Annotated in this window: 20 protein-coding genes and 2 tRNA genes; 18 read left to right on the plus strand and 4 right to left on the minus strand. The window is 68.4% G+C overall.

The features are described from left to right. Positions 1-61 precede the first annotated feature (61 nt). Positions 62-1,228, plus strand: coding sequence for a PP2C family protein-serine/threonine phosphatase (locus G3I19_RS07930; RefSeq protein WP_164261154.1), 1,167 nt, complete (start codon positions 62-64; stop codon positions 1,226-1,228). Between the two features lie 144 nt (positions 1,229-1,372). Here G3I19_RS07930 and G3I19_RS07935 read toward each other — a convergent pair whose 3' ends face one another. Continuing rightward, positions 1,373-2,554: an acyltransferase family protein gene (locus tag G3I19_RS07935; RefSeq protein WP_164261157.1), complete on the minus strand. Its 1,182-nt coding sequence runs from the start codon at positions 2,552-2,554 to the stop codon at positions 1,373-1,375. 508 nt (positions 2,555-3,062) lie between these two features. Here G3I19_RS07935 and G3I19_RS07940 point away from each other — a divergent pair. Next, a complete protein-coding gene (locus G3I19_RS07940) occupies positions 3,063-3,257 on the plus strand; it encodes a hypothetical protein (RefSeq protein WP_164261160.1) in 195 nt (64 codons plus the stop codon). A 168-nt stretch (positions 3,258-3,425) separates the two neighbouring features. On the opposite strand, the gene G3I19_RS07945 is transcribed toward G3I19_RS07940, so the two are convergent. Further along, a tRNA-Gly gene (locus G3I19_RS07945) sits at positions 3,426-3,496 on the minus strand. Between the two features lie 145 nt (positions 3,497-3,641). On the opposite strand from G3I19_RS07945, the gene G3I19_RS07950 reads away from it, so the two are divergent. From G3I19_RS07950 to clpX, 5 genes are all read left to right on the plus strand, one after another. Continuing rightward, positions 3,642-3,718 (plus strand) — tRNA-Pro (locus G3I19_RS07950). A 114-nt stretch (positions 3,719-3,832) separates the two neighbouring features. Next, positions 3,833-5,236, plus strand: coding sequence for a trigger factor (gene tig, locus G3I19_RS07955; protein ID WP_164261164.1), 1,404 nt, complete (start codon positions 3,833-3,835; stop codon positions 5,234-5,236). Positions 5,237-5,576: 340 nt separating this feature from the next. Further along, positions 5,577-6,182: an ATP-dependent Clp protease proteolytic subunit gene (locus G3I19_RS07960; protein WP_164261228.1), complete on the plus strand. Its 606-nt coding sequence runs from the start codon at positions 5,577-5,579 to the stop codon at positions 6,180-6,182. A gap of 51 nt (positions 6,183-6,233) precedes the next feature. Beyond that, entirely contained in the window at positions 6,234-6,917 is a 684-nt protein-coding gene (locus G3I19_RS07965; protein WP_164261167.1) for an ATP-dependent Clp protease proteolytic subunit, read from the plus strand. A gap of 156 nt (positions 6,918-7,073) precedes the next feature. Beyond that, positions 7,074-8,366, plus strand: coding sequence for an ATP-dependent Clp protease ATP-binding subunit ClpX (clpX, locus tag G3I19_RS07970; RefSeq protein ID WP_164261170.1), 1,293 nt, complete (start codon positions 7,074-7,076; stop codon positions 8,364-8,366). A gap of 145 nt (positions 8,367-8,511) precedes the next feature. Here clpX and G3I19_RS07975 read toward each other — a convergent pair whose 3' ends face one another. Continuing rightward, complete coding sequence (locus tag G3I19_RS07975) at positions 8,512-9,540, minus strand: hypothetical protein (RefSeq protein WP_164261173.1); 1,029 nt, start codon at positions 9,538-9,540, stop codon at positions 8,512-8,514. A gap of 138 nt (positions 9,541-9,678) precedes the next feature. Between G3I19_RS07975 and G3I19_RS07980 the strand changes: the two genes are divergently transcribed. After that, a complete protein-coding gene (locus tag G3I19_RS07980) occupies positions 9,679-12,300 on the plus strand; it encodes a valine--tRNA ligase (protein ID WP_164261191.1) in 2,622 nt (873 codons plus the stop codon). Positions 12,301-12,391: 91 nt separating this feature from the next. Here G3I19_RS07980 and G3I19_RS07985 read toward each other — a convergent pair whose 3' ends face one another. Further along, on the minus strand, positions 12,392-13,405 hold the full coding sequence (locus G3I19_RS07985; protein ID WP_164261194.1) for a rod shape-determining protein: 1,014 nt from the start codon (positions 13,403-13,405) through the stop codon (positions 12,392-12,394). Positions 13,406-13,526: 121 nt separating this feature from the next. Here G3I19_RS07985 and G3I19_RS07990 point away from each other — a divergent pair, with 121 nt between their 5' ends. The 10 genes from G3I19_RS07990 (at position 13,527) to G3I19_RS08035 (ending at position 25,842) form a co-directional block, all read left to right on the plus strand. After that, the gene (locus G3I19_RS07990; RefSeq protein WP_343235021.1) at positions 13,527-15,056 is read left to right on the plus strand and encodes a folylpolyglutamate synthase/dihydrofolate synthase family protein; all 1,530 of its coding nucleotides are present in this window, start codon (positions 13,527-13,529) and stop codon (positions 15,054-15,056) included. Between the two features lie 3 nt (positions 15,057-15,059). After that, a complete protein-coding gene (locus tag G3I19_RS07995) occupies positions 15,060-15,410 on the plus strand; it encodes a DUF4233 domain-containing protein (protein ID WP_164261197.1) in 351 nt (116 codons plus the stop codon). A 108-nt stretch (positions 15,411-15,518) separates the two neighbouring features. Next, positions 15,519-15,932: a nucleoside-diphosphate kinase gene (gene ndk / locus G3I19_RS08000; protein WP_164261200.1), complete on the plus strand. Its 414-nt coding sequence runs from the start codon at positions 15,519-15,521 to the stop codon at positions 15,930-15,932. A 287-nt stretch (positions 15,933-16,219) separates the two neighbouring features. Further along, on the plus strand, positions 16,220-17,239 hold the full coding sequence (locus G3I19_RS08005; RefSeq protein ID WP_164261203.1) for a rod shape-determining protein: 1,020 nt from the start codon (positions 16,220-16,222) through the stop codon (positions 17,237-17,239). Positions 17,240-17,389: 150 nt separating this feature from the next. After that, positions 17,390-18,418 carry a rod shape-determining protein MreC gene (gene mreC / locus G3I19_RS08010; RefSeq protein ID WP_164261205.1) on the plus strand — a complete coding sequence of 343 codons (1,029 nt, stop codon included), beginning with the start codon at positions 17,390-17,392 and terminating at the stop codon, positions 18,416-18,418. A gap of 15 nt (positions 18,419-18,433) precedes the next feature. Next, entirely contained in the window at positions 18,434-19,108 is a 675-nt protein-coding gene (mreD, locus tag G3I19_RS08015; protein ID WP_164261208.1) for a rod shape-determining protein MreD, read from the plus strand. A 61-nt stretch (positions 19,109-19,169) separates the two neighbouring features. Further along, complete coding sequence (gene mrdA / locus G3I19_RS08020; protein ID WP_164261211.1) at positions 19,170-21,350, plus strand: penicillin-binding protein 2; 2,181 nt, start codon at positions 19,170-19,172, stop codon at positions 21,348-21,350. A gap of 4 nt (positions 21,351-21,354) precedes the next feature. Next, the gene (gene rodA / locus G3I19_RS08025) at positions 21,355-22,545 is read left to right on the plus strand and encodes a rod shape-determining protein RodA (protein WP_164261214.1); all 1,191 of its coding nucleotides are present in this window, start codon (positions 21,355-21,357) and stop codon (positions 22,543-22,545) included. Positions 22,546-22,681: 136 nt separating this feature from the next. After that, complete coding sequence (locus G3I19_RS08030; RefSeq protein WP_164261217.1) at positions 22,682-24,619, plus strand: TIGR03960 family B12-binding radical SAM protein; 1,938 nt, start codon at positions 22,682-22,684, stop codon at positions 24,617-24,619. 392 nt (positions 24,620-25,011) lie between these two features. After that, a complete protein-coding gene (locus tag G3I19_RS08035; protein ID WP_164261220.1) occupies positions 25,012-25,842 on the plus strand; it encodes a TIGR03936 family radical SAM-associated protein in 831 nt (276 codons plus the stop codon). Positions 25,843-26,263: the final 421 nt, after the last annotated feature.

Below are 26,263 nucleotides of genomic sequence, written 5' to 3' on the forward strand. Positions count from 1 at the left end.
CGAACGCGAGGTCACAGGGTCCCCCTGCGCAGGACCCGCACGGGTGGATAAGGTCCGAGCCATGGCCGGTCGCGTCGGAGAAGAAGCGTTCACGGCCCGGATGCGGAAGTCCGTGCACCGGGCCAGGACCGTGCTGCGCCGGTCCGGTGTCGACTACTTCCGCGGCGACGGCTCCGAAGGGCTCGCCCTCGCCACCCTCCTGCTGACCGTCCCCGCGCTGGCCTGGGCGACCATCCTCACCCCGGTCTGGTGCTCACCCTCGACGCTGGTCCTGCCCATCGTGGCGGGCGGACTGCTGCTGCGCCCGGCCAGCCTGCTGGGCCTCTACGCGGCGGCGGCCGCGGCCCTCATCGTCGAGTCGGTCAAGCTCGGCCCGTACACCGACGGCGCCGCGCCGGTCACCCCGGGCACCGTCCTCACGGTGGCCGCCTGCGGGCTCTTCGGGCTGCTCATCGCGCAGTTCCGCAGCCGGGTCGGGGTGCCGTGGCGGCGCGGCGGCACCATGCTCTTCGACCTCCGCGAACGGATCCGCGTCCAGAGCAAACTGCCCCGGCTGCCGCAGGGCTGGCACCGCGAGATGGCGCTGCGGCCGGCCGGCGGGCAGTCCTTCTCGGGTGACTTCGTGGTCGCCGCGCGCACCAGCGGCGGACGCGTCCTGGAGGTCGTCCTCACCGATGTCTCCGGCAAGGGGATGGACGCGGGCTCCCGGGCGCTGCTGCTCTCGGGCGCCTTCGGCGGGCTCCTCGGCTCGCTCCCGCCCCATGAGTTCCTGCCGGCCGCCAACGGCTATCTGCTGCGCCAGGACTGGGACGAGGGGTTCGCCACCTCGATCCATCTGGTCCTCGACCTGGACACCGGTGAGTACGAACTCCTCTCGGCCGGCCACCTCCCGGCGCTCCAGCTCCACGCGGGCAGCGGCCTCTGGGAGGAGAAGTCGGGCGAGGGGCCGCTGCTCGGGGTCTACGACGGCGCCCAGTTCGACGCGGCCAAGGGGTCGCTCGGCCCGGGCGATGTCCTGATGCTCTTCACGGACGGCCTGGTCGAGGCGCCCGACCGCGACATCAGCGAGGGGATCGACCGGCTGACCGGGGAGGCCGACCGCTATGTCGCCAGTACCTTCGAGGGCGCGGCATGGCATCTGATCGAGGCGGTCGCCAAGGACGTCAACGACGACAGGGCGCTGTTGCTGATCTGCCGGGACAGCGACGCCGGGCCGATGCTGCTGTAAGGGTCCCGGTCCTGCCCGGGCGCTCTCCTCACGCGGTTGAGCCCCGTACGACGGCGGTCCGTCGTACGGGGCTCAACGCGGGCGGTGCGGTGCTGCTGGTTCAGCTCAGAACATCTGGGCCCGGGCCCCGGGCTGCTGTTCGGATCAGGCCGGAACCTTCTCGCGCTCCCGCTCCCGTGCCTTCTCCACCGGGTCGGACCGGAACGCCCACTTCATCTCGGGTTCCGTCGCGAAGCGCATCACACGCCGCACCGGCGGGGTGCAGAACAGCGTCACGGCCGCCGCCATGAACACCGTCGCGAAGATCTCGCCCAGCGGGCTCTTCAGCCAGCCGTAGTCGTCGATCAGGCCCGCGTACTCGATGGTCTTGATCAGCAGGCCGTGCAGCAGATAGCCGCAGAGCGTGCCGGCGCCGAGCGCGGTGAACCAGGTCCTGCCGCGCGGTACGAGGGCCAGGAAGCAGGCGGTCAGCACCAGCCCGCAGACGGTGAGGCCGAGGGTCATCACGATGCCCTCCCACCAGTCGACGCCCAGCTGCTGGGCGCTGGTGCCCCGGTAGAACCAGTTGAGCGTCATCCTGGGCGCCGCCCAGTAGGCGAACACCAGCGTGGCCAGCATGATCACGACAGCCACCGGCCGCGAACCCTTGCGCTGCACCCACTCGAAGTGCTCGGGCCTGAGCTTCAGGCCCAGCACGAAGAACGGCAGGAACTGGAGCACCCGCTGCAGATCGAGGTCGTCACCGATGTTGGGGGTGACCGACGCGAGCATCGCGATGACGAGCGAGATGGTCAGCGGATAGCGCAGATTGAGCCAGATCGGCGTGGTGACCCGCCAGATGAAGAGGGCGATCAGGAACCACGTCAGGAAGTACGGGTCGAGCAGGCTGATCTCGTGACCTGGGTCGTTGTTGCCCCACTTCTCGTAGAGCGAGTAAGTGGTCTCGAAGATCACATAAGGAACGACGACACCCGTCACGAGCCGGCGGAGCCGGTCGGGGCGCATGTCAAAACTGCGGGAGAAATATCCCGAGATAATGATGAATGCGGGCATGTGGAACGTGTAGACGAACATGTAGAGCGCCCGTGTGGTGCGGCTGCCGTCCATGATCGGCTCCCACGCGTGCGCCATGGCCACGAGCACGATGGCCAGGAACTTCGCGTTGTCGAAGAGCGCGTTGCGCTGCTTCTTGGCGCCGGGGGCGGGCGCCTGTGCCTGCGCTGTGCCAGGTCTGTCCGGCGCCTGTGAGTCCGTGGAGGTTTCGGGTTCCGTCTCCCGCGCCAGGGGGAGTGGGGCCCGCTGATATTCGTGTGGAGCATGAACCATTCGAGGAACCCTAGCGTCGCGTGAGGGAATCCGTAAAACCCTCTCAGTGGATGTCGGGCGGCTGTGATATTCGCCGTACGTGTACCCCCGCGGCTTACCTTTACTACCCTGATCTTATGTATGCATATGGGGTGTCTCATCCCACTTAAATAGTGCATAACGACGGGTTCCAGGGCCTGTTTCGGAGCCGGTTCGGGGGCAGTCCACTCTTATCGCAATCACCTGTGAACGTAATGTGTGGACAGTGAAACGATCGATTCTGATTTACCCCCGCGAGTGGCGGGCCGCACCGTCCTGAAATTGCCGTCGGGCTTCCCGGAGGCGCCCGCGCGCCGGGCGCCTGGGCCGGGTGCGCGGGGAGTGCGGGATGGCGCGATCCGATCGGTGCCGTTTCGTCACCGGGCAACAACCACAGGGCTGTTGGTGGCACCATGGAGCCGCGGAAGAAGTGCTGGAGCGGCATCGTTCCCGGCCGGCAAGGCGGACCGACCAAGGGTTGTGATCAGTTGTGGCCATTTCACTGTCAGTGGTGCTGCTGTTGGCGATCGTCCTTGTGGTGTTGATCCGCGGTGGATCCATCAAGGCCGGTCCGGCGATCGTCGCCATGCTGTTCGGCTTCTTCCTGGCCTCGACGGGCATGGCTCCGTCGATCAACAGGTTCCTCAACTCGATAGCCGACACGATCAACCAGATCAAGTTCTAGCGGCTGTCCGGCAGTCCGGCTGTCCGGCCGCCCCGTCCCGGCCGCACCGTTCTCCGGTGCGGCCTGGGGCAACGGCGCCGGGAACGGCAGGTGCGGGGAACGACAGGCACCGGAACGACAACGGCCCGGCGGTGAGAAGGCTCACCGGCCGGGCCGTGTGCTGTGCGGAGCGGGCGACGGGAATCGAACCCGCGTAGCTAGTTTGGAAGACTAGGGCTCTACCATTGAGCTACGCCCGCAGGCGCCGCCGGTCGGAGCGACCGCGGCACGAGAAGCATCGTAGCGGGTCGGACCCGGTCCGCGCACACCCGTCCCGCGCCGGGTGGCAGCGGGTAAAGCTGCCGCGGCAGGGCGGGCGGCCATGTACCCTACGTCTCGCACCGACGGGGTGTGGCGCAGCTTGGTAGCGCGTCCGCTTTGGGAGCGGAAGGTCGTCGGTTCGAATCCGGCCACCCCGACCAGCAGCAAGATCGCATTGTGGGTCTCCTCCTGCTTGCCGTTACTATGCAAGCTGTGTGCCCGCGTGTCTCTCAACCGGGCAGGATTCTGAAGTCAGCCCCCAAGGAGACCGAACCGTGAAGAGCGCCGTGGAGACCCTGAACCCGACTCGGGTTCGGCTCAGCATCGAGGTGCCCTTCGAGGAGCTCAAGGACAGCCTCGACGCGGCGTACAAGAAGATCAACGAGCAGGTCACGGTGAAGGGCTTCCGTAAGGGCAAGATCCCGAACCGCGTGATCGACCAGCGCTTCGGCCGCGGTGCCGTGCTGGAGGAGGCCGTCAACGACGCCCTCCCGAAGTTCTACACCGAGGCCGTCAACGAGGGTGAGCTGAATGTCCTCGGCCAGCCCGAGGTCGACATCAAGGAGCTCAAGGACGGCGAGCTGCTGTCCTTCACCGCCGAGGTCGACGTCCGGCCCGAGATCGAGATCCCGGACTACTCCGGCATCGAGGTCGAGGTCGACGCGGTCGAGGTCAGCGACGAGGATGTCGACAAGGCCGTCGAGGAGCTGCGTGGCCGCTTCGCGTCCACCAACCCCGTCGAGCGCGCCGCCGCCGATGGTGACGTCGTCACCATCGACCTGGAGGCCAAGGTCGACGGCGAGGTGCTGGAGGACGGCGTGGCCGAGGGTGTCTCGTACACCATCGGCTCCGGTGAGCTGCTCGACGGGATCGACGAGGCCGTGACCGGCCTGGAGGCCGGTGGCGAGGCCACCTTCACCTCCGAGCTCAAGGGCGGCTCCGCCGAGGGCAAGCCCGCCGAGGTCACCGTCAAGGTCACCGCGGTCGCCGCTCGTGAACTTCCCGGCCTCGACGACGACTTCGCCCAGCTGGCGAGCGAGTTCGACACGCTGGACGAGCTCAAGGCCGACAGCCGCAAGCGCCTCGAGAACACCAAGCAGTACGAGCAGGCCACCCAGGCACAGGAGCGCGTCCTCGACGAGCTGCTGAGGCTGGCGGAGGTCCCGATCCCCGAGAAGCTCCTCGAGGACGAGATCAACACCCGCAAGCACAACCTGGAGCACCACCAGCTCGGCCAGATGGGCCTCGACCTCGCCAAGTACCTGGAGATCCAGGGCAAGACCGAGGAAGAGTTCACCGCCGAGACCAAGGAGCAGGCCGAGAAGGGCATCAAGACCCAGTTCATTCTCGACGAGCTGGTCAACAAGGAGAAGCTGAACGTCAACCAGGAGGAGCTCACCGAGCACCTGATGCGGCGTGCGCAGTCCTCCGGTATGAGCCCCGACCAGTTCGCCCAGGCGGTCGTCGAGGGTGGCCAGGTCCCGATGCTCGTCGGCGAGGTGGCCCGCGGAAAGGCCCTCGCGGTCGTCGTCGAGGCCGTCAAGGTCAAGGACACCAACGGTGAGGTCGTCGACCTGAGCGACGACGAGGAAGAGGCCGCCGAGGCCGCCGATGACGTGGCGGTCACCGAGGCCGCCGAGGCGTCCGACGAGGAGACCGAGGCCAAGCCGGAGGCCTGAGCCTCCACCGGTCCCGGCCGGGCCGTTCCGCGGCCCGGCCGGTTCTGAACTCGATCGAAGGGTCCGGGCGTGCTGCACGTCCGGACCCTTCGTCGTACGCGACGTCCGGACCCTGTCGTACGCGCGGACGGGACCCCAGGGGCCTGCCCCTGTGGCGCCTGCCCCACCTTGCGCTCCCAGCGAACAGTTCGGGAAGCGGGATGGCGTTGTCCCACCTGCGCGTTAGGGTCCATGAAGAGGAAAGCCCGGAGTGGGCAACCACCCCCGGAATCCTGCTGTACGAAGACGCTGAGACGGCCGGAGCCGTCAGAGACGAGCAGGTGGATACGTGACGAATCTGATGCCTTACGCCGCCGGCGAGCCCAACATCGGTGGCGGCCTCGGCGACCAGGTCTACAACCGACTGCTCGGTGAGCGGATCATCTTCCTCGGCCAGCAGGTCGACGACGAGATCGCCAACAAGATCACCGCGCAGCTGCTCCTCCTTGCCGCTGACCCGGAAAAGGACATCTACCTCTACATCAACAGCCCCGGCGGCTCGGTGACGGCAGGCATGGCGGTCTACGACACCATGCAGTACATCCCGAACGACGTGGTCACCATCGGTATGGGCCTCGCGGCCTCGATGGGCCAGTTCCTGCTGACCGGCGGCACCGCGGGCAAGCGCTTCGCGCTCCCCAACACCGACATCCTGATGCACCAGGGCTCGGCCGGTCTCGGCGGCACCGCATCGGACATCAAGATCCAGGCCGAGCAGCTGCTGCGCACGAAGAAGCGCATGGCGGAGATCACCGCCCGGCACTCCGGCCAGACCGTCGACACGATCATCCGTGACGGTGACCGCGACCGCTGGTACACCGCGGACGAGGCCAAGGAGTACGGCCTCATCGACGAGATCATCTCCTCCGCCTCGGGCGTTCCGGGCGGCGGCGGCACCGGGGCCTGACGCCCCGCATCCCTGCCTCCGAACCCGACCGACCACTTGAACGCCACCAGGATGGTGAACACCAGCATGAACGACTACTCCGCCTCCGCCAGCGGCCTCTACACCGGCCCGCAGGTCGACAACCGCTACATCGTTCCGCGCTTCGTCGAGCGCACCTCGCAGGGCGTGCGCGAGTACGACCCGTACGCGAAGCTCTTCGAGGAGCGTGTGATCTTCCTCGGCGTGCAGATCGACGACGCCTCCGCCAACGACGTCATGGCGCAGCTGCTCTGCCTGGAGTCGATGGACCCGGACCGGGACATCTCGATCTACATCAACAGCCCCGGTGGCTCGTTCACCGCGCTGACCGCGATCTACGACACGATGCAGTTCGTGAAGCCGGACATCCAGACGGTCTGCATGGGCCAGGCGGCCTCCGCCGCCGCGGTCCTGCTGGCGGCCGGCACGCCCGGCAAGCGGATGGCCCTGCCGAACGCCCGGGTGCTGATCCACCAGCCCTCGTCGCAGACCGGCCGTGAGCAGCTCTCCGACCTGGAGATCGCGGCCAACGAAATCCTGCGTATGCGGACCCAGTTGGAAGATCTGCTGGCCAAGCACTCCACGACGCCGGTGGAGAAGATCCGCGACGACATCGAGCGCGACAAGATCCTCACGGCCGAGGATGCCCTGGCCTACGGCCTTGTGGACCAGATCGTTTCCACCCGTAAGGGCTCCGTGGGGATGATGACCACCTGATGGCCGTTTGATTTACCTTCCGTCCCCTGGCACGGTGCACGTCAAAGTGAACCGTGCCAAGGGGGGCCCGAACGAGGGGCCCGGCAAGGTACCGTCGAATATGAGGCACCAGGAGACGCTGAACGTGGCGCCTCCCAGGCGAAGGGGAAGCACCTCGTGGCACGCATCGGTGATGGCGGCGACCTGCTCAAGTGCTCGTTCTGCGGCAAGAGCCAGAAGCAGGTGAAGAAGCTCATCGCAGGCCCCGGGGTGTACATCTGCGACGAGTGCATTGATCTCTGCAACGAGATCATTGAGGAAGAGCTCGCGGAGACCTCCGAAGTGCGGTGGGAGGAACTGCCCAAACCGCGCGAGATCTATGAGTTCCTCGAGGGGTACGTCGTCGGGCAGGAGCCCGCGAAGAAGGCCCTCTCGGTAGCGGTCTACAACCACTACAAGCGCGTCCAGGCCGGAGAGAACGGCGGCGGCAGCAGCCGCGAGGACGCCATCGAACTGGCCAAGTCCAACATCCTGCTGCTGGGCCCCACCGGCTCGGGCAAGACGCTGCTCGCCCAGACGCTGGCCCGGATGCTCAATGTCCCGTTCGCCATCGCGGACGCGACAGCGCTCACGGAGGCCGGTTATGTCGGCGAGGACGTCGAGAACATCCTGCTCAAGCTGATCCAGGCCGCCGACTACGACGTCAAGAAGGCCGAGACCGGCATCATCTACATCGACGAGATCGACAAGGTCGCCCGCAAGAGCGAGAACCCGTCGATCACGCGTGATGTCTCCGGCGAGGGCGTCCAGCAGGCCCTGCTGAAGATCCTGGAAGGCACCACGGCTTCGGTGCCGCCGCAGGGCGGCCGCAAGCACCCGCACCAGGAGTTCATCCAGATCGACACCACGAATGTGCTGTTCATCGTGGGCGGCGCGTTCTCCGGTCTGGAGCGGATCATCGAGTCCCGGGCGGGCGCGAAGGGCATCGGCTTCGGTGCGACCATCCGCTCCAAGCGGGAGATCGAGGCGAGCGACCAGTTCCAGGAGGTCATGCCGGAGGACCTGGTGAAGTTCGGGATGATCCCCGAGTTCATCGGCCGGCTGCCCGTCCTGACCTCGGTGCACAACCTGGACCGCGAGGCCCTGCTGCAGATCCTGGTCGAGCCGCGGAACGCGCTGGTGAAGCAGTACCAGCGCCTCTTCGAACTCGACGGTGTGGAGCTGGACTTCGACCGTCCGGCCCTGGAGGCCATCGCCGACCAGGCGATCCTGCGCGGCACCGGGGCGCGCGGTCTGCGCGCCATCATGGAGGAGGTCCTCCAGTCGGTGATGTACGAGGTGCCGTCCCGCAAGGACGTCGCCCGGGTCGTCATCACGGCGGATGTCGTCCGGGACAATGTGAACCCGACGCTGGTCCCGCGCGAGCCGCGGATCGTCGGCAACGACGGGCGGCACGAGAAGTCCGCGTAGCGCAAGCCGCGTTGAGCGCGTAGCGCAAGCCGCATTGAGTGCGAACGACGCGTTGAGTGCGAACGACGCGTTGAGTACGGAAAACGGAGGGGCGCCGGCCGGTCCAGGTGGACCGCCGGCGCCCCTCCGGGCTGTCCGTCCGCTGCTACTGCTTGACGCGCGAGGCGTTGTACACCTTGGCGGTGAGCGCCGCTGCGTCGTCCAGCGAGAGCGACTGATGGGTCATGATCAGCGACACATCGGTGTTCTGGACGATACCGAGGGTGCTGTAGTCGGCCCAGATGCAGATGGGCAGTACGAAGGTCTTCGGCACCGCCGCCGACTGACCGCTGGTGTCGGTGCTGGTGCTGGTGTTGGTGACCTTGGCGTTCTGGCACTTCATGAGAGCGCCGCTGAAGCCGGCCGGTGTGACCGACTTGGGGCTGTCCTGGAGCTCCACCTTGAGGCCGCCGGACGCCTTGTCGGCGATGTTCGCCTTGGAGAGGGCGAAGGCACCGTCGATGGCCTGCTCCGGGTCGTCGATCGTGCCCCAGAGCCCGGAGAGGTTGAGGTCCTTCTCGGTCAGGCCCGAGCCGGTCTTGTAGGCGGCACCCATCTTCGACGGGTTCTTGACGCCCACCCCTTCGGCCTTCTGCTTGCCGTCCTTGCCCCACGACGAGTCGTCGGCGCCCTGCTGCTTCTGGTACTCACCGATCGAAGCGGGGGCCGCGAGCTTGTACCCCTTGGTGCTGTCCGACACATCGCTGTTGCCGCCGCCGGAGGTCAGCAGATAGACCCCGCCGCCGATCACCGCGACCGCCACGATCACCGCGCCGACGATGAGCCCGGTCTTCTTCTTCGGGGACTGCGGGGGCGGCGGCACCTGGCCGTACGCGGGCTGCTGCCCGTACGGCGGCTGCTGGGGCTGCTGGGGCTGCTGGGCGTACGGGTTCGGCTGGCCGGGCTGCTGCTGCGGGTAGCCGTACCCGGGCTGCGGCGGGACGCCCTGCGGGGGCTGCTGCGGATAGCCGTAGCCGGGCTGCGGCTGGCCGCCCGGCTGGCCGTACGGGTTGCCGGGCTGCTGCTGGGGCTGCGGCGGCTGTCCGTACGGGCCCGGCTGCGGGGGCGGCTGCTGCCCGTACGGCCCCGGCTGCTGTGGCTGCTGTCCGTACGGCCCCGGCTGGTTGTAGCTCATGGACTGGGATCCCCCTCTGCGTACTTACGTGATGCGGACATCCTGACGGACGTCCTGGCACACCGGGGAGACGGGGGCCACAGTCTCACCAAAGATTCCCGTTTCAGTACGGGACCGTGACGCCCTTAAACTAGGCCCGTGACCGAGAACTCTTCGCAGACGCCAGCGCCCATCACCGAACTGCCGACCCAGTACGCGCCGGCCGAGGTAGAGGGGAAGCTGTACGAGCGCTGGGTGGAGCGCGGTTACTTCGAGGCCGACGCCAAGAGCGAGAAGCCCCCTTTCACCATCGTCATCCCGCCGCCGAACGTCACGGGCGCCCTGCACCTGGGCCACGCCTTCCAGCACACGCTGATGGACGCCCTCACCCGCCGTAAGCGCATGCAGGGGTACGAGGCCCTGTGGCTGCCCGGGATGGACCACGCCGGTATCGCCACCCAGAACAAGGTCGAGCAGCAGCTCGCCGAGGAGGGCAAGTCCCGCCAGGACCTGGGGCGCGAGGAGTTCACCGCGCGCGTCTGGCAGTGGAAGGAGCAGTACGGCGGCAAGATCCTCGGGCAGATGCGCCGGCTCGGGGACGGGGTCGACTGGTCCCGTGAGCGGTTCACCATGGACGAGGGGCTGTCCCAGGCCGTCCAGACCATCTTCAAGAAGCTCTACGACGACGAGCTGATCTACCGCGCCGAGCGCATCATCAACTGGTGTCCGCGCTGTCTCACCGCGATCTCCGACATCGAGGTCGACTACCAGGACGACGACGGCGAGCTGGTCTCGCTGAAGTACGGCGAGGGTGACGAGACCCTGGTCGTCGCGACCACCCGGGTCGAGACGATGCTCGGTGACACCGCGATCGCGGTCCACCCCGACGACGCCAGGTACGCGCACCTCATCGGCAGGCGGATCAAGCTGCCGCTGACCGACCGGACCATCCCGGTCGTCGCCGACACACATGTCGACCCCGAGTTCGGCACCGGCGCCGTCAAGGTGACGCCCGCCCATGACCCGAACGACTTCGCCATCGGCCAGCGGCACGGCCTGGAGTCCATGACGATCATGGACGAGCGCGGTGTCATCACCGTGCCGGGGCCCTTCCACGGGCTCGACCGGTTCGAGGCGCGCGCCACCATCGTCGAGGCCATGCGGGAGCAGGGCCGTGTCGTCGCCGAGAAGCGCCCGTACACCCACTCCGTCGGCCACTGCTCGCGCTGCAAGACGACCGTCGAGCCCCGGCTCTCCCTCCAGTGGTGGGTCAAGGTCGAGACGCTGGCCAAGGAGGCGGGCGACGCGGTCCGTGACGGCCGGGTCACGATCCACCCGAAGGAGATGGAGAAGCGCTACTTCGACTGGGTCGACAACCTCAACGACTGGTGCATCTCACGCCAGTTGTGGTGGGGCCACCGGATCCCCGTCTGGTACGGCCCGCAGGGCGAGGTCGTCTGTGTCGGACCGGACGACGAGGTGCCCACCGGCGAGGGCTGGCACCAGGACGAGGACGTCCTCGACACCTGGTTCTCCTCCGGCCTGTGGCCGTTCTCGACGCTGGGCTGGCCGGAGCAGACCCCGGACCTGGAGAAGTTCTACTCGACCGATGTGCTGGTCACCGGCCACGACATCATCTTCTTCTGGGTCGCCCGGATGATGATGTTCGGTCTCTACGCGATGGACGGGCAGGCCCCGTTCAAGACCATCGCGCTGCACGGTCTCGTCCGCGACGAGCACGGCAAGAAGATGTCCAAGTCCTTCGGCAATGTGGTCGACCCGCTGGACTGGATGGACGAGTACGGCTCCGACGCCGTCCGCTTCACCCTCGCCAACGGCGCCAACCCCGGCGCGGACGTGCCGATCGGCGAGGACTGGGTCAAGGCGTCGCGCAACTTCGCCAACAAGATCTGGAACGCGACCCGCTTCGCGCTGATGAACGGCGCCACCGTCGAGGGCGAACTGCCGCCCGCCGAGAAGCAGTCGGCCAACGACCGGTGGATCCTGTCCCGGCTCAACGCGGTCGTCGCCGAGGCGGACGCGTACTACGACGACTACCAGTTCGCCAAACTCGCCGACACCCTCTACCACTTCGCGTGGGACGAGGTCTTCGACTGGTACGTCGAGCTGTCGAAGACGACGTTCTTCGCGGGCGGCGAGCCCGCGAAGGTCTCGGCGCGGGTCCTCGGTGAGGTCCTCGACGTGATGCTGCGGCTGCTCCACCCGATCGTCCCGTTCGTCACCGAGACCCTGTGGACCACGCTCACCGGCAAGGAGTCGGTCGTCGTGGCCGACTGGCCGAAGGACTCGGGCTTCCGGGACCCTGCGGCCGAGCAGGAGATCACGCTGGTCCAGCAGGTCATCACCGAGGTCCGCCGCTTCCGGTCGGACCAGGGGCTGCAGCCGGGCCAGAAGGTCCCGGCCGAGCTGGACCTGGCGGGTACGGCGCTGGCGCCCCACGAGGCGTCCATCCGGCAGGTGCTGCGGCTCCAGCCGGCGGGGGAGGGCTTCCACGCCACGGCGTCGCTGCCGGTCGCGGGCGCCCGGGTGGCGCTCGACCTGTCGGGCACGATCGATGTGGCGGCCGAGCGCAAGCGGCTGGCCAAGGACCTCGGCGCCGCCGAGAAGGAGAAGGCGCAGGCGCTGGGCAAGCTCGGAAACGAGGCGTTCCTGGCCAAGGCGCCGGACAACGTGGTGGACAAGATCCGTACTCGCCTCGCCAAGGCCGAGACGGACATGGAGCGGATCCAGGCCCAGCTCGACGGGCTGCCGCAGGCGTAGCGGAGCCAAGCGCGCGTACGACGAAGACCCCCGGTTCCGCCGGGGGTCTTCCAGTCCTCCGCCTCGTACCCGGGGCGCCACGCCCGGGCCGTCACGTGGTGGGTGTCAGCACCTTGGCGGTCACCGAGTCGAACTCCTCGACGCACTTGCCCGTCCCCAGCGCCACACACTCCAGCGGCGACTCGGCCACGGTCACGCCGATGCCGGTGGCCGACGCGATCCGCAGGTCGAGTCCGGGCAGCAGCGAACCGCCGCCCGTCAGGACGATGCCGTGCTTCATCACATCGGCCGCCAGCTCCGGCGGGCACTCCGCCAGGGTCGACTGCACCGCGGCGATGACGGCCTCGATCGGCTCGTCCATCGCGGCGCGGATCTCCGGGGCGGTGAGGATGAGCGCGGTCGGCACCCCGTTCGTCCTCTCGCGCCCCCGCACCGTGCAGGTCCGTGTCTCCAGCGCTTCGTCGTCGGGGACCGGCCACGCCGACCCGATCTCCAGCTTGACCTCTTCCGCCGTCCGCTCCCCGATCAGCAGGCTGCGCTCCTGCCGGATGTGGTCGGTGATCGCCGAGGTCATCCGGTCGCCGGCCAGCCGCAGCGACCGCGAGGTGACGATGCCGCCCATGGAGATCACGGCGATCTCGGTCGTACCGCCCCCGATGTCGACGACCATCGAGCCGCGCGGCTCGTCCACCGGCAGCCCCGCGCCCATCGCCGCCGCCATCGACTCGTCCAGCAGATGGACGGTACGGCCGCCCGCCTCCTGCGCTGCCTGCACGATCGCCCGCAGCTCCACCGGCGTCACCCCGGTGGGCATGCAGACCACCATCCGGACGCGTGCCCGTCTGCCCTGGAGGCCCTTGCGCACGAAGTACCGGATCATTTCCCTGGCGGCCTCGTAGTCGCCGATCACCCCGTCCCGCATCGGACGGAGCGCGGTGACCGAGTCCGGGGTGCGCCCGAGGCTCTCGCGTGCCTCGTCGCCGATGGCCGGGGCCCCGCGGCTGTGGTCGCGCACCGCCATCACGGAGGGTTCGTTGAGCACGATGCCCTTGCCGCGGACGTAGAGGAGCGTGTTCGCCGTACCGAGATCAATGCCTATGTCCATACTTGGTAAGTCTGCCCCGATAAGCGGGTGTTCCGCGCGTCGGAGTGCTCCGAACCGGGGGTCGGCGCCCGGACGGGACGGGCGAGGTCCGGGCGCGCCGGGACCTCCGTAGACTGGTCCTGTGAGCGAGTCCGACCCTTTCGACGAAATCGTCGACGCAGCGACCGACCTTCCCCCAGCCGACAGTGCGGAATCAGCGGGGGAGACCCCGTCGTCCCCCGACCAGGCGGTGATCGAGGCCGGCAGCCGCACCCTGCGCACCCACGGCGGACCTCCGCCCGGTGACGCAGTGCCCGCGAGGCCCGCCGACCCGGAGGTGGACAGGGCGCTGCGCGCGGTGGAGCAGGAGCTCGTCGGCCGCTGGCCCGAGACCAGGCTCGACCCCTCCCTCGTACGGATCGAGGCGCTGCTCGACGTGCTGGGTGATCCGCACCGCGCGTACCCCTCGATCCACATCACCGGCACCAACGGCAAGACGTCGACGGCGCGCATGGTCGAGGCGCTGCTCGGCGCCCTGGAGCTGCGCACCGGGCGGTACACGTCCCCGCACGTCCAGTCGATCACCGAGCGCGTCAGCCTCAATGGCGAGCCGATCGGTGCCGAGCGGTTCATCGAGACGTACGAGGAGATCAAGCCGTTCGTCGGCATGGTCGACGCGCAGCAGGAGCACCGGCTCTCGTTCTTCGAGGTGCTCACCGGGATGGCCTACGCGGCCTTCGCCGACGCGCCGGTGGACGTCGCCGTCGTCGAGGTCGGGATGGGCGGCAGCTGGGACGCGACGAACGTCATCGAGGCGCCCGTCGCCGTCGTCACCCCGATCTCGCTGGACCACACGGACCGCCTCGGGTCCACGCCCGCCGAGATCGCCGGCGAGAAGTCCGGGATCATCAAGCAGGGCGCGACGGTCATCCTGGCGCAGCAGCCGGTCGACGCCGCCCAGGTGATGCTGAAGAAGGCCGTCGGGATGGACGCCACGGTCGCCCGTGAGGGCATGGAGTTCGGTGTGGGCAGCCGGGAGATCGCCGTCGGCGGCCAGCTGCTGACGCTGCGCGGCCTCGGCGGTGACTACGAGGACATCTTCCTCCCGCTGTACGGCGCCCACCAGGCGCACAACGCGGCGGTGGCGCTCGCCGCGGTCGAGGCGTTCTTCGGGGTCGGTGCGCAGCAGGCGCAGCGGCTCGACATCGACGTGGTCCGCAAGGCGTTCGCGTCGGTCACGTCGCCGGGCCGTCTCGAAGTCGTACGGAGCTCGCCGACGGTCGTCCTGGACGCGGCGCACAACCCGGGCGGCGCGCTGGCCACGGCCGCGGGTGTCACCGAGGCGTTCAGCTTCTCGCGGCTGATCGGAGTGGTCGGGGCGAGCGGTGACAAGGACGTCCGCGGGCTGCTCGAAGCGTTCGAGCCGATCTTCGCGGAGGTCGTGGTGACCCAGAACTCCACGCACCGCGCCATGAGCGCGGACGATCTGGCCACGATCGCCGTCGAGATCTTCGGCGACGAACGCGTGGTGGTCGAGCCCCGGCTCGACGACGCTCTGGAGGCGGCGATCACGCTGGCCGAGGAGGAGGACGAGTACGCCGGAGCGGGCGTCCTCGTCACCGGTTCCGTGATCACGGTCGGCGAGGCCCGGCTGCTCCTGGGAAGGCGCTGACCCATGCGCACACTCTGCGCGTCCACCCTGATCGGTGAGTTCTTCGTGATCGGCTTCGCCGGTCTCGTCGCCATGAAGGGCGATCTGCCGGAAGCCACCGTCTGGACGGTGTGCGGTATCGGCATGCTCCTCTCGGTGCTGCTGTGCGGAATGCTGAGCCGCCCGGGTGCGGTCCAGATCGGCTGGGCGCTCCAGATCGCGCTGGTCGCCAGCGGATTCATCGTGCCGGTGATGTTCATCCTCGGGGTGGCGTTCGCGGGACTGTGGTGGGCCTCGGTCCACTACGGACGGATCATCGACACGGCAAAGGCCCGTTGGGCGGAGCAGGCATCCGCAGGGCCTGACGCTGCGTAATAGGCGCACGACAGGGCCCTGTAACCTGAGGGCCGCTGATCCGTATCCCGGTATCCCGGCAGCCTGTATCCCCGTAACCCGTCATGCCGTACTGAAGGAGTCCGCACAGTGAGCCAGCGCACGCTCGTTCTGCTCAAGCCCGACACCGTACGCCGCCATTTGGTCGGCGAGGTCATCGGCCGCATCGAGCGCAAGGCGAACTGGACCATCTCGGCGCTTGAGCTCCGCACGCTGGACCAGGACACGCTGGAGCAGCATTACGGCGAGCACAAGGGCAAGCCCTTCTACGAGCCGCTGGTCGAGTTCATGGCCTCGGGTCCGGTCGTCGCGATGGTCGTCGAGGGCGAGCGGGTCATCGAGGGCGTCCGCGCCCTGGCGGGCCCGACTGACCCGATTGCCGCAGCGCCCGGCTCCATTCGTGGCGATTTCGGCACCATCGTCCGGGAGAATCTCATCCACGCCTCGGACTCGGAGGAGTCCGCGGAGCGAGAATTGAAGATTTTTTTCCCGGGCGTATCCTGACGTCATGTCAGCCGAATAGCGCTCACAGCCTCGGGCGACCGAATTAATTCGGTCGCCCTTCGGCATATGCCGGGCGATTTCGGGAACGCATCGCACCGACATGACGTCACCATGACTGAGGCGGGCACAACTTCCGCCCACATGGCGGAGGACCCTCGCGCGGTGTCCGTGCAGGCGGCACTACGATGGAAGCCTTCACACCCACAGCGCTCACTTCGCCTACCAAAAAGCCAATCGCTCCACTTGGGAAGGCCCGACGCATCCTCATGGGGAACAAGGGGAACTCAATGTCGTTCATCGGCCGTGACATGGCTATCGACCTCGGGACTGCCAACACGCTGGTGTACGTCAGGGGTCGAGGGATCGTCCTCAACGAACCCTCCGTCGTCGCCATCAACACCAACACCGGCGGGATCCTCGCCGTAGGCGCCGAGGCCAAAAAGATGATCGGCCGTACGCCGGGCAACATCGTTGCCGTACGGCCGCTGAAGGACGGCGTGATCGCCGACTTCGAAATCACCGAGCGGATGCTCCGCTACTTCATTCTGAAGATCCACAAGCGCCGCTATCTGGCCCGGCCGCGCGTCGTCGTCTGTGTCCCCTCCGGCATCACAGGGGTCGAGCGCCGCGCCGTCATCGAGGCGTCCACCCAGGCGGGCGCCCGTCAGGTGCACATCATCGAGGAGCCCATGGCCGCCGCCATCGGCTCGGGCCTGCCCGTCCACGAGGCCACCGGCAACATGGTGGTCGACATCGGCGGCGGCACCACCGAGGTCGCGGTGATCTCGCTCGGCGGCATCGTCACGGCCCAGTCGATCAGGGTCGCAGGCGACGAGCTGGACAACGCGATCATCCAGCACATCAAGAAGGAGTACTCCCTCCTCCTCGGTGAGCGCACCGCCGAACAGATCAAGATCACCATCGGCTCCGCGTTCGACCTGGAGAAGGACGAGCACACCGAGATCCGCGGCCGCGACCTCGTGTCGGGGCTGCCCAAGACCGTGGTGATCTCCGCGGCCGAGGTCCGCAAGGCCATCGAGGAGCCGGTCAACGCCATTGTCGACGCGGTCAAGACGACGCTCGACAAGTGCCCGCCCGAACTCTCCGGTGACGTCATGGACCGCGGCATCGTCCTCACCGGCGGCGGGGCGCTGCTCCGCGGTCTGGACGAGCGGCTCCGCCACGAGACGGGAATGCCGATCCATATCGCCGAGGACCCGCTGGACTCGGTCGCCCTCGGATCGGGCAAGTGCGTCGAGGAGTTCGAGGCACTCCAGCAGGTACTGGACGCCCAGCCCCGCCGGTGACGGACCACGTTCTTGCGCCGTACGGGGCATGTCCGCCCCGTACGGCGGATCGTTGAAGTAAAGAGTTCGACTTGATTCCTGTCGGCCTCCGCAGACGCAGAACTCCATAAACGCATATGAATTCCGACGAGGAAGGCACGGCCTCCGCACGTGAGGGACACACGAGAGAGCCGGCTGCTCCTGGTGCTGCTGATCGCCATCGCGTTCGCGCTGATCACGGTGGACATCCGCGGCGGTGAGGCGTCTCCGGTGGATGGCGCCCGGCACGCCGCCGCCACCGTGTTCGGACCGGTCGAGAGCGGTGTCGCGGACGCCGTGAACCCGGTCGGCAACGCCATCGGTGCAGTACGGGACTCCGGCGACCGGCACAGCCGCATCAGCGCGCTGCAGCGTGAGAACACCGCTCTGAAGCAGCAGCTCGGCAGCAGCGACCGCAACCGCAGCCGCGTCCGCCAGCTCGACAGCATGCTCAAGACCGCGGGCGCCGGCCAGTACGGGATCAAGGGCGCCCAGGTCATCGCCATAGGAGCGGCCCAGGGGTTCTCCTGGACGATCACCATCGACACCGGGACCTCCGACGGCATCAAGCGGGACATGACCGTGCTCAACGGCGACGGACTCGTCGGCCGGGTCACCACCGTCGGCCCCCACACCGCCACCGTGCTGCTCGCCAACGACCCCGACTTCACCGTGGGCACCCGGATGGAGAAGACCGACGAGGTCGGCTTCGCCACCGGCCGTGGCGACCGCCCGCTCGCCGTCCAGTTCCTGAACGGCAAGGCCGAGGTCAAGAAGGGCGACCGACTGGTCACCTTCGGGTCGAGCAACGACAAGCCGTTCGTGCCGGGCGTCCCCGTCGGCAAGGTCTCCCGCGTCGACCCGTCGGGCGGCGACCTCACCCGTACGGTCTATGTCCGCCCGTTCGTCAACTTCACCAAGCTCGACCTGGTGGGCGTCGTCGTCGAGCCGCCGCGCAGCAACCCGCGCGACACGGTCCTGCCGGCCAAGCCCGCCAAGGCGAAGCCGGCCCCCACGGTCACGGTCACCGTCACGCCGTCACCCGGCGCCAACGGCAATACGGATCCCAACGGCAGCACCGACCCCAATGCCAACACGGATCCCAACGCCAACACCGATCCCAACGCTGACCCCAACACCGACCCCAACGCCCCCCAGTAGGAGGAGCTGATCCGTATGCGTCTCAACCGGATGCTGCTCTCGGCCACGCTGGTGGTGGTCGCCCTGGTGATCCAGGTGAGCGTGCTCGCCCGACTCCAACTCCCCGGCGCCGTCCCGGACCTGCTGCTGCTCACCGTGGTCGCACTCGCCCTGGTGTACGGCCATGTGGGGGGCGCCTTCATCGGGTTCGGCGCCGGCCTGCTGGCCGACCTGGCGCCGCCCGCCGACCACGCCGCCGGGCGGTACGCACTGGTGCTGTGTGTGATCGGGTACGCGGCCGGGCTCGCCAAGCCGGAGAACGGCCGCCTCAGGTCCGTCACAGGGCCGATGCTCGTGGTGGTCGCGGCCGCCATCGGCTCGACCCTGCTCTACGCCGGGGTCGGCTCCCTCGTCGGTGACACCGCCGCCCGCCATGTGGGCCTGCTCGGGCTGCTGTTCAGCGCGGCGATCTACGACCTGCTGCTCGCGCCGTTCACCGTCCCCTTCATCATGGCGCTGGCGAGACGCGCCGAGCGCGACCCGCTCGCCGAGGGCCGCGACAGCGGCGGTGTCACGAGCGACATCGCGACCGGCTGGCTGGCGACGGGCACCGGACTGAAGATCGGCGGCCAGCGCGGCGGTATGCGGATGAAGGCGGCCAAGTCACGCGCGGCGAAGGCCGGACGCATCAAGGGGGTCAAGAGGCTGTGAAACTGCGACACGCGGGGGCACGGCCGTCGGATCCCGGCCGGACGATCAGTGGGGCACGGCTGTGAGCAATATTCCCGAGACCGGACGGACCTCGCGGGTCCGTATCCGGCTCGTTGTCATCCAGATCCTTGTCTTCTCCCTCCTGCTCACCCTCGGCGGCCGGCTCTGGTACCTCCAGATCCGCAACGGCGAGGAGTACAGCGCGGAGGCCAAGAACAACCACGTCCAGCAGGTCGTCCAACCCGCCGTCCGGGGCTCCATCGTCGACGCCCGCGGGGTGCCGATCGCCGACAACGAGACAAAGCTCGTCGTCTCCGCCAACCGCACCGACCTGATGAAGATGAGCGACGACGGCAAAGCCGTCCTCACCCGGCTGGCCGGTGTGCTGGGGATGAAGCCGGCGGACGTCATCGCGAAGGTCAGGCTCTGCGACGCGAAGACCCCGAAGCCCTGCTGGAACGGTTCGCCGTACCAGCCGATCCCCGTCACCGAAGACGCCACCACCCAGCAGGCACTCCAGATCCGCGAGCGCACCGAGGACTTCCCCGGCATCACAGCCGAGCCCACCGCCGTGCGCAGCTACCCCGGCACCGGCGGACTCAACGCCGCCCAGGTGCTCGGCTACCTCGGCCCGGTCACCGACAAGGAAGTCGCCAAGTCGAACAAGACGGACAACCCGCTGCTCCGCTCCGACCAGGTCGGCCGGGCCGGTCTCGAGTCCATGTACGACCAGCAGCTGCGCGGCAAGTCCGGCGTCACCCGCTACGAGGTGGACAACCTCGGCCGGGTCATCGGCAAGGCCGGCCAGACCGCTTCACAGCCCGGCAGCTCCCTGGTCACCAGCATCGACTCCCGGGTCCAGGCGCTCACCGAGAAGGAACTGGACGCGGCCATGAAGGCCCTCCGCAAGACCTATGACTCGGTCACCCACACCAACTACAAGGCCGACTCCGGTGCGGCCGTGGTGATGGACGTGCACACCGGGCAGGTCATCGCGATGGCCAGCGCTCCGACGTACAACCCCAACGTCTGGAGCGGCGGCATCTCGGCCAAGAACTACGACAAGCTCACCAAGACGTCGTCCAACTACCCGTTGCTGAACCGCGCCATCCAGGGCCAGTCCGCCCCCGGCTCGACCTTCAAGGTCATCTCCACCAGCGCCGCCATCAACGCCGGTTACGCCCCGGACGGCGGCTACCCCTGCACCTCGTCGATGACCATCGGCAACCGCGAGTTCAAGAACTTCGAGGGCGAGAACTACGGGGACATCAGCCTGGGCAAGGCCCTTGAGGTCTCCTGCGACACGGTCTTCTACCACGTGGCCTACGACCAGTGGAAGAAGGACGGCGGCAACAACCCCAAGCACCCGAAGGACTGGTTCTTCAAGACGGCCCACGAGTTCGGGCTCGGCAAGAAGACCGGTATCGACCTGCCCAACGAGCTCGCCGGCCGGGTCCCGGACCGCGAGTGGAAGAAGGCGTACTGGGAGGCCAACAAGGACCTCTGGTGCAAGCAGGGCAAGAAGAACGGCACCTACGTCGAGCAGATCGAGTACGAGAACTGCACCGACGGCAAGCAGATCCGCGCCGGTGACTCCGTCAACTACGCGATCGGCCAGGGCGACACGCTCCTCACCCCGGTGCAGGAGGCGGTGATCTACTCGGCACTCGCCAACGGCGGCACGATGTACCAGCCGAGCGTCGGCAAGGCGATCGTCAGCGCCGACGGCAAGAAGGTCCAGCCGATCAAGCCCAAGAGCATCGGCAAGCTCCCCGACACCAAGTCGACCGTCTCGTACATCAACAAGGCCCTGGAAGGCGTCGTCACCAGCGGTACGGCGGCCTGGCAGTTCGGCGGCTGGCCGCAGGACAAGATCACCCTGCACGCCAAGACCGGCACCGCCGAGGTCGCAGGCAAGCAGACCACCGGGTGGCTGTCCACGTACACCAAGGACTACGCGATCATCATGACCATCTCCCAGGGTGGTACCGGTTCCGGGGCCGCGGGCCCCGCGGTCCGCAAGATCTACGAGGCGATGTACGGCATCGGCAAGGACGGCAAGCCGAACCCCAAGAAGGCGCTCATGCCGAAGCCGGAGACGGCCCTGCCGAAGATCAACAGGGACGGCGCGATCGTCTCGCCCAAGATCACACCGCCCAAGCCCGACCCGTCGCCGCCTGCGCCCTCGCCCTCGTCGTCCGGCGGGCAGGAGATCGCGGCCGCACCGGGCAGAAGGGACTAGGGCCATGGGTGGTTTCTCCGTAGCGCGGTACGCCCCCGAGCAGGGCGCCTGGTCCAAGCTGACCGCCCGCGACTCCCTGGTGCGCAGGCTGGACTGGCCGCTGCTGATGGCGTCGCTCGCGCTGTCGTTCATCGGCATGCTGCTGGTGTACTCGGCCACCCGCGGCCGCACCTCCCTCACGCACGGCGACCCGTACTACTTCCTGCTGCGCCACGCCATGAACACCGGCATCGGGTTCGCCCTGATGATCGGCACCATCTGGCTCGGGCACCGGACGCTGCGCGGCGCGGTCCCGATCCTGTTCGGGCTCTCCGTGCTCATGATCCTCGCGGTCCTCTCGCCGCTCGGGCAGACCGTGAACGGCGCACACGCCTGGATCGTCATCGGCGGCGGATTCTCCCTCCAGCCGTCCGAGTTCACCAAGATCACGATCATTCTGGGGATGGCGATGATCCTCGCCTCCCGGGTGGACGCGGGCGATCAGGAGCATCCCGACCACCGCACGGTCGCCAAGGCGCTCGGCGTGGCCGCCATCCCGATCCTGATCATCATGCTGATGCCGGACCTCGGCTCCGTCATGGTGATCGCGATGATCGTCCTCGGAGTCCTGCTCGCTTCCGGCGCCTCCAACCGCTGGGTGGTCGGACTCATCGGCACCGGCGTGGTCGGCGCCATCGGGGTCTGGAAGGCCGGGCTGCTCGACGAGTACCAGATCGCCCGCTTCGCCGCCTTCGCCAACCCCGCGCTCGACCCGGCGGGTGTCGGCTACAACACCAACCAGGCGCGGATCGCGATCGGCTCCGGCGGGCTGCACGGGACGGGCCTCTTCCACGGCTCGCAGACCACCGGGCAGTTCGTCCCCGAGCAGCAGACCGACTTCGTCTTCACCGTCGCGGGCGAGGAACTCGGCTTCCTGGGCGCCGGACTGATCCTGGTCCTGCTCGGCATCGTGCTCTGGCGCGCCTGCCGGATCGCCCGGGAGACGACCGAGCTGTACGGCACGATCGTCGCGGCCGGGATCATCGCCTGGTTCGCCTTCCAGGCGTTCGAGAACATCGGGATGACGCTCGGCATCATGCCGGTGGCCGGGCTTCCGCTGCCGTTCGTCTCGTACGGAGGATCCTCGATGTTCGCCGTGTGGGTCGCGATCGGGCTGCTCCAGTCGATCCGGGTGCAGCGGCCCATGTCGGCCTGATCCGTGGCCTGCTGCCCGCCCCGGACCGCCCCGGACCGTGCCGGTTCGGGGCGGGCGGATTTCCGGGCGGCAGGAGGGGGCCGGCCGCCGGGGTACGCTGGATGGTCATCCCTGCCCGCTCATGAGAGACACCACCATGCCTGTCGAGTCGGTCGAGTCGGTCTTCCCGCGACTGGAAGCGCTTCTCCCGCACGTCCAGAAGCCCATCCAGTACGTGGGCGGAGAGCTGAACTCCACCGTCAAGCCGTGGGAGAGCTGCGACGTCCGCTGGGCGCTGATGTACCCGGACGCGTACGAGGTCGGGCTCCCCAACCAGGGCGTCATGATCCTCTACGAGGTGCTCAACGAACGTGAGGGAGTGCTCGCCGAGCGCACCTACAGCGTCTGGCCGGACCTCGAAGAGCTGATGCGCGAGCACAAGGTGCCGCAGTTCACGGTCGACGCACACCGCCCGGTGAAGGCGTTCGACGTCTTCGGGCTCTCCTTCTCCACCGAGCTCGGCTACACCAACATGCTCACCGCCCTGGATCTCGCGGGCATCCCGCTGGACTCCAAGGACCGCACCGTCGACGACCCGATCGTGCTCGCGGGCGGCCACGCCGCGTTCAACCCCGAGCCGATCGCCGACTTCATCGACTGCGCGGTCATCGGCGACGGCGAGCAGGCCGTCCTGGAGATCACCGAGATCGTCCGCGCCTGGAAGGCCGAGGGCCGTCCCGGCGGGCGCGACGAGGTGCTGTTCCGGCTGTCGAAGACCGGCGGTGTCTATGTGCCGCGCTTCTACGACGTCGAGTACCTGCCCGACGGGCGCATCGGCCGGGTCGTGCCCAACAGGTCGGGCGTGCCGTGGCGGGTCTCCAAGCACACCGTCATGGACCTCGACGAGTGGCCCTACCCCAAGCAGCCGCTCGTCCCGCTCGCCGAGACCGTCCACGAGCGGATGTCCGTCGAGATCTTCCGCGGCTGCACCCGCGGCTGCCGTTTCTGCCAGGCCGGCATGATCACGCGCCCCGTGCGGGAGCGAAGCATCACCGGCATCGGCGACATGGTGGAGAAGGGCCTCAAGGCGACGGGCTTCGAGGAGGTCGGCCTGCTGTCGCTGTCGTCGGCCGACCACAGCGAGATCGGCGACATCGCGAAGGGCCTCGCCGACCGGTACACCGAGGACAAGGTCGGCCTCTCGCTGCCCTCGACCCGGGTGGACGCCTTCAACATCGACCTCGCCAACGAGCTGACCAGGAACGGCCGCAGGTCCGGTCTGACCTTCGCCCCCGAGGGCGGCTCCGAGCGCATCCGCAAGGTCATCAACAAGATGGTCTCGGAGGAGGACCTGATCCGTACGGTCTCCACCGCGTACGGCAACGGCTGGCGCCAGGTGAAGCTGTACTTCATGTGCGGCCTGCCCACCGAGACCGACGAGGACGTCCTGCAGATCGGTGACATGGCGGTCAACGTCATCGCCGAGGGGCGCAGGGTCTCCGGCCAGAACGACATCCGCTGCACCGTGTCCATCGGCGGCTTCGTGCCCAAGCCGCACACCCCCTTCCAGTGGGCCCCGCAGCTCTCCGCCGAGGACACCGACGCCCGGCTCACCAAGCTGCGCGACAAGATCCGCGGCGACAAGAAGTACGGCCGCTCGATCGGCTTCCGCTACCACGACGGCAAGCCCGGCATCGTCGAGGGCCTGCTCTCGCGCGGTGACCGCCGGGTCGGCTCGGTCATCCGCGCGGTGTACGAGGGCGGCGGCAGGTTCGACGGCTGGCGCGAGTACTTCAGCTACGACCGCTGGATGAAGGCCGCCGAGCAGACGCTGCCGGACTTCGGTGTGGACGTCGACTGGTACACGACCCGGGAGCGCACGTACGAGGAGGTCCTGCCCTGGGACCACCTGGACTCCGGTCTCGACAAGGACTGGCTCTGGGAGGACTGGCAGGACTCGCTCGACGAGACCGAGGTCGAGGACTGCCGCTGGACACCGTGCTTCGACTGCGGGGTGTGCCCGCAGCTCGACCTGGACATCCAGATCGGTCCGACGGGCAAGAAGCTGCTGCCGCTGACCGTCGTCAACAAGTAGCTTCCGGAAGCAGCTCCCGGAAGCAGCTCCCGGAAGTACGCGAACGTCCGGCCCGGTCACCCGTGTGGCCGGGCCGTTCCGTACGGCGGTTCGGACGGGTCCCGGGCGTCGTCGGGCCGGGCGCGAGGTGCGGCGGGCGCTCTCCGGCGGGCCGGCTCCGGCGGAGGCCCGGGAACCAATAGGGGCCCGAGCGCGTACTCTGGGTAGTACAACAAGACTGTCCCCGAGGCGGCACCCGAACCCGAGATCTCCCTGCGCGAGCAGGGGTGAACCGGCGGCCCGGTGCCCCGGGAACCCCGCAGTAGGGCGGCGCGCCCCCCGCGTCGGCCCCGCACCGAGGAGAAGAACCACTGGGCAAGCGACAGCCCGAAGGCCCGCCGCCCGCACCGGCAGTGCAGCGCATCCGACTGCGCTACACCAAGCGCGGCCGCCTCCGGTTCACCAGCCACCGTGACTTCCAGCGTGCCTTCGAGCGAGCGCTGCGCAGAGCCGAGGTGCCGATGGCGTACTCGGCGGGCTTCACGCCCCACCCGAAGGTCTCGTACGCCAATGCCGCACCCACCGGCACCGGCAGCGAGGCCGAATTCCTGGAGATCGCCCTCAGCGAGGCGCGTGACCCCGAAACGCTGCGCAAGCTGCTCGACGAGTCGCTCCCCGACGGGCTCGACATCACCGACGCGGTCGAGGCACGCACCTCGGGCCTCGCCGAGCGGCTGACCGCCTCCGTATGGGAACTGCGCCTGGACGGCGTCGAGTTCGACGAGGTCGAGCGTGCCGTGGCCGCGTTCACCACGGCCGGGACCGTGGAGGTACAGCGCCGCACCAAGAACGGCGTACGGACCTTCGACGCCCGCAGCGCCGTGGCCGATCTGCGGGCCGTCCGCCCGGAGCCCGGCGCGGACGCCGGATCCACCGCCGACGACGCCGAGCCGGTCAATAGGCCGGGAGGTGAGCGCTGTGCGATACTGCGGCTGGTTGTTCGGCACGTGACACCTGCTGTGCGACCCGACGACGTCCTGTCCGGTCTCCGCGTTGTGGCCGACCTCGCGCCGCCGGTCCCCGCAGCGGTGACCAGGCTGGCGCAGGGGCTCTTCGACGAGGAGTCCGGCACGGTGACCGACCCGCTCTCGCCCGACCGCGAGGCAGCCCCGGCCGCTCCACCCACGGCCGCCGGAACCGCCACCCACCGGCTTCCCGCCGACGGGACACCCGCGACGGTGTGAGACGGACCTCCCCGGCCCCCGGGCCTCGGAGGCGGTCCCGCCGCGTCAGGACCAGTCGTCGTAGCGCAGCCCTCGTATCCGGGAGCCACCTGGGTCGGGCAGCGCACTGACCAGAAGACTTTCGCCAGGCCGTACGTACATCGCGTAGGGAACCGGCGAGCCAGACATCAGCTCCCGTGCGGCGCCCGCGCCCCGGACGAGCGGAACCGCGTATCTGACGCGGACCGTGCCGGACCGGACACAGACGCGGCGCCCGGGAGCGTGACGGGAGAACCGCCCGCAATGCTTGAGTCGAACGATTCCGGTACCACCGGAGCGAACGAAGAGAACAGTCCCAGCGACACGCTGCCCCCGCGCCGTCGGCGCAGGGCCGCGTCGCGCCCCGCAGGCCCCCCGGCCGGTGCGCGCGACGCCACCGCCG

This window comes from Streptomyces sp. SID10853 (assembly GCF_010548145.1).
Taxonomy (GTDB): domain Bacteria; phylum Actinomycetota; class Actinomycetes; order Streptomycetales; family Streptomycetaceae; genus Streptomyces.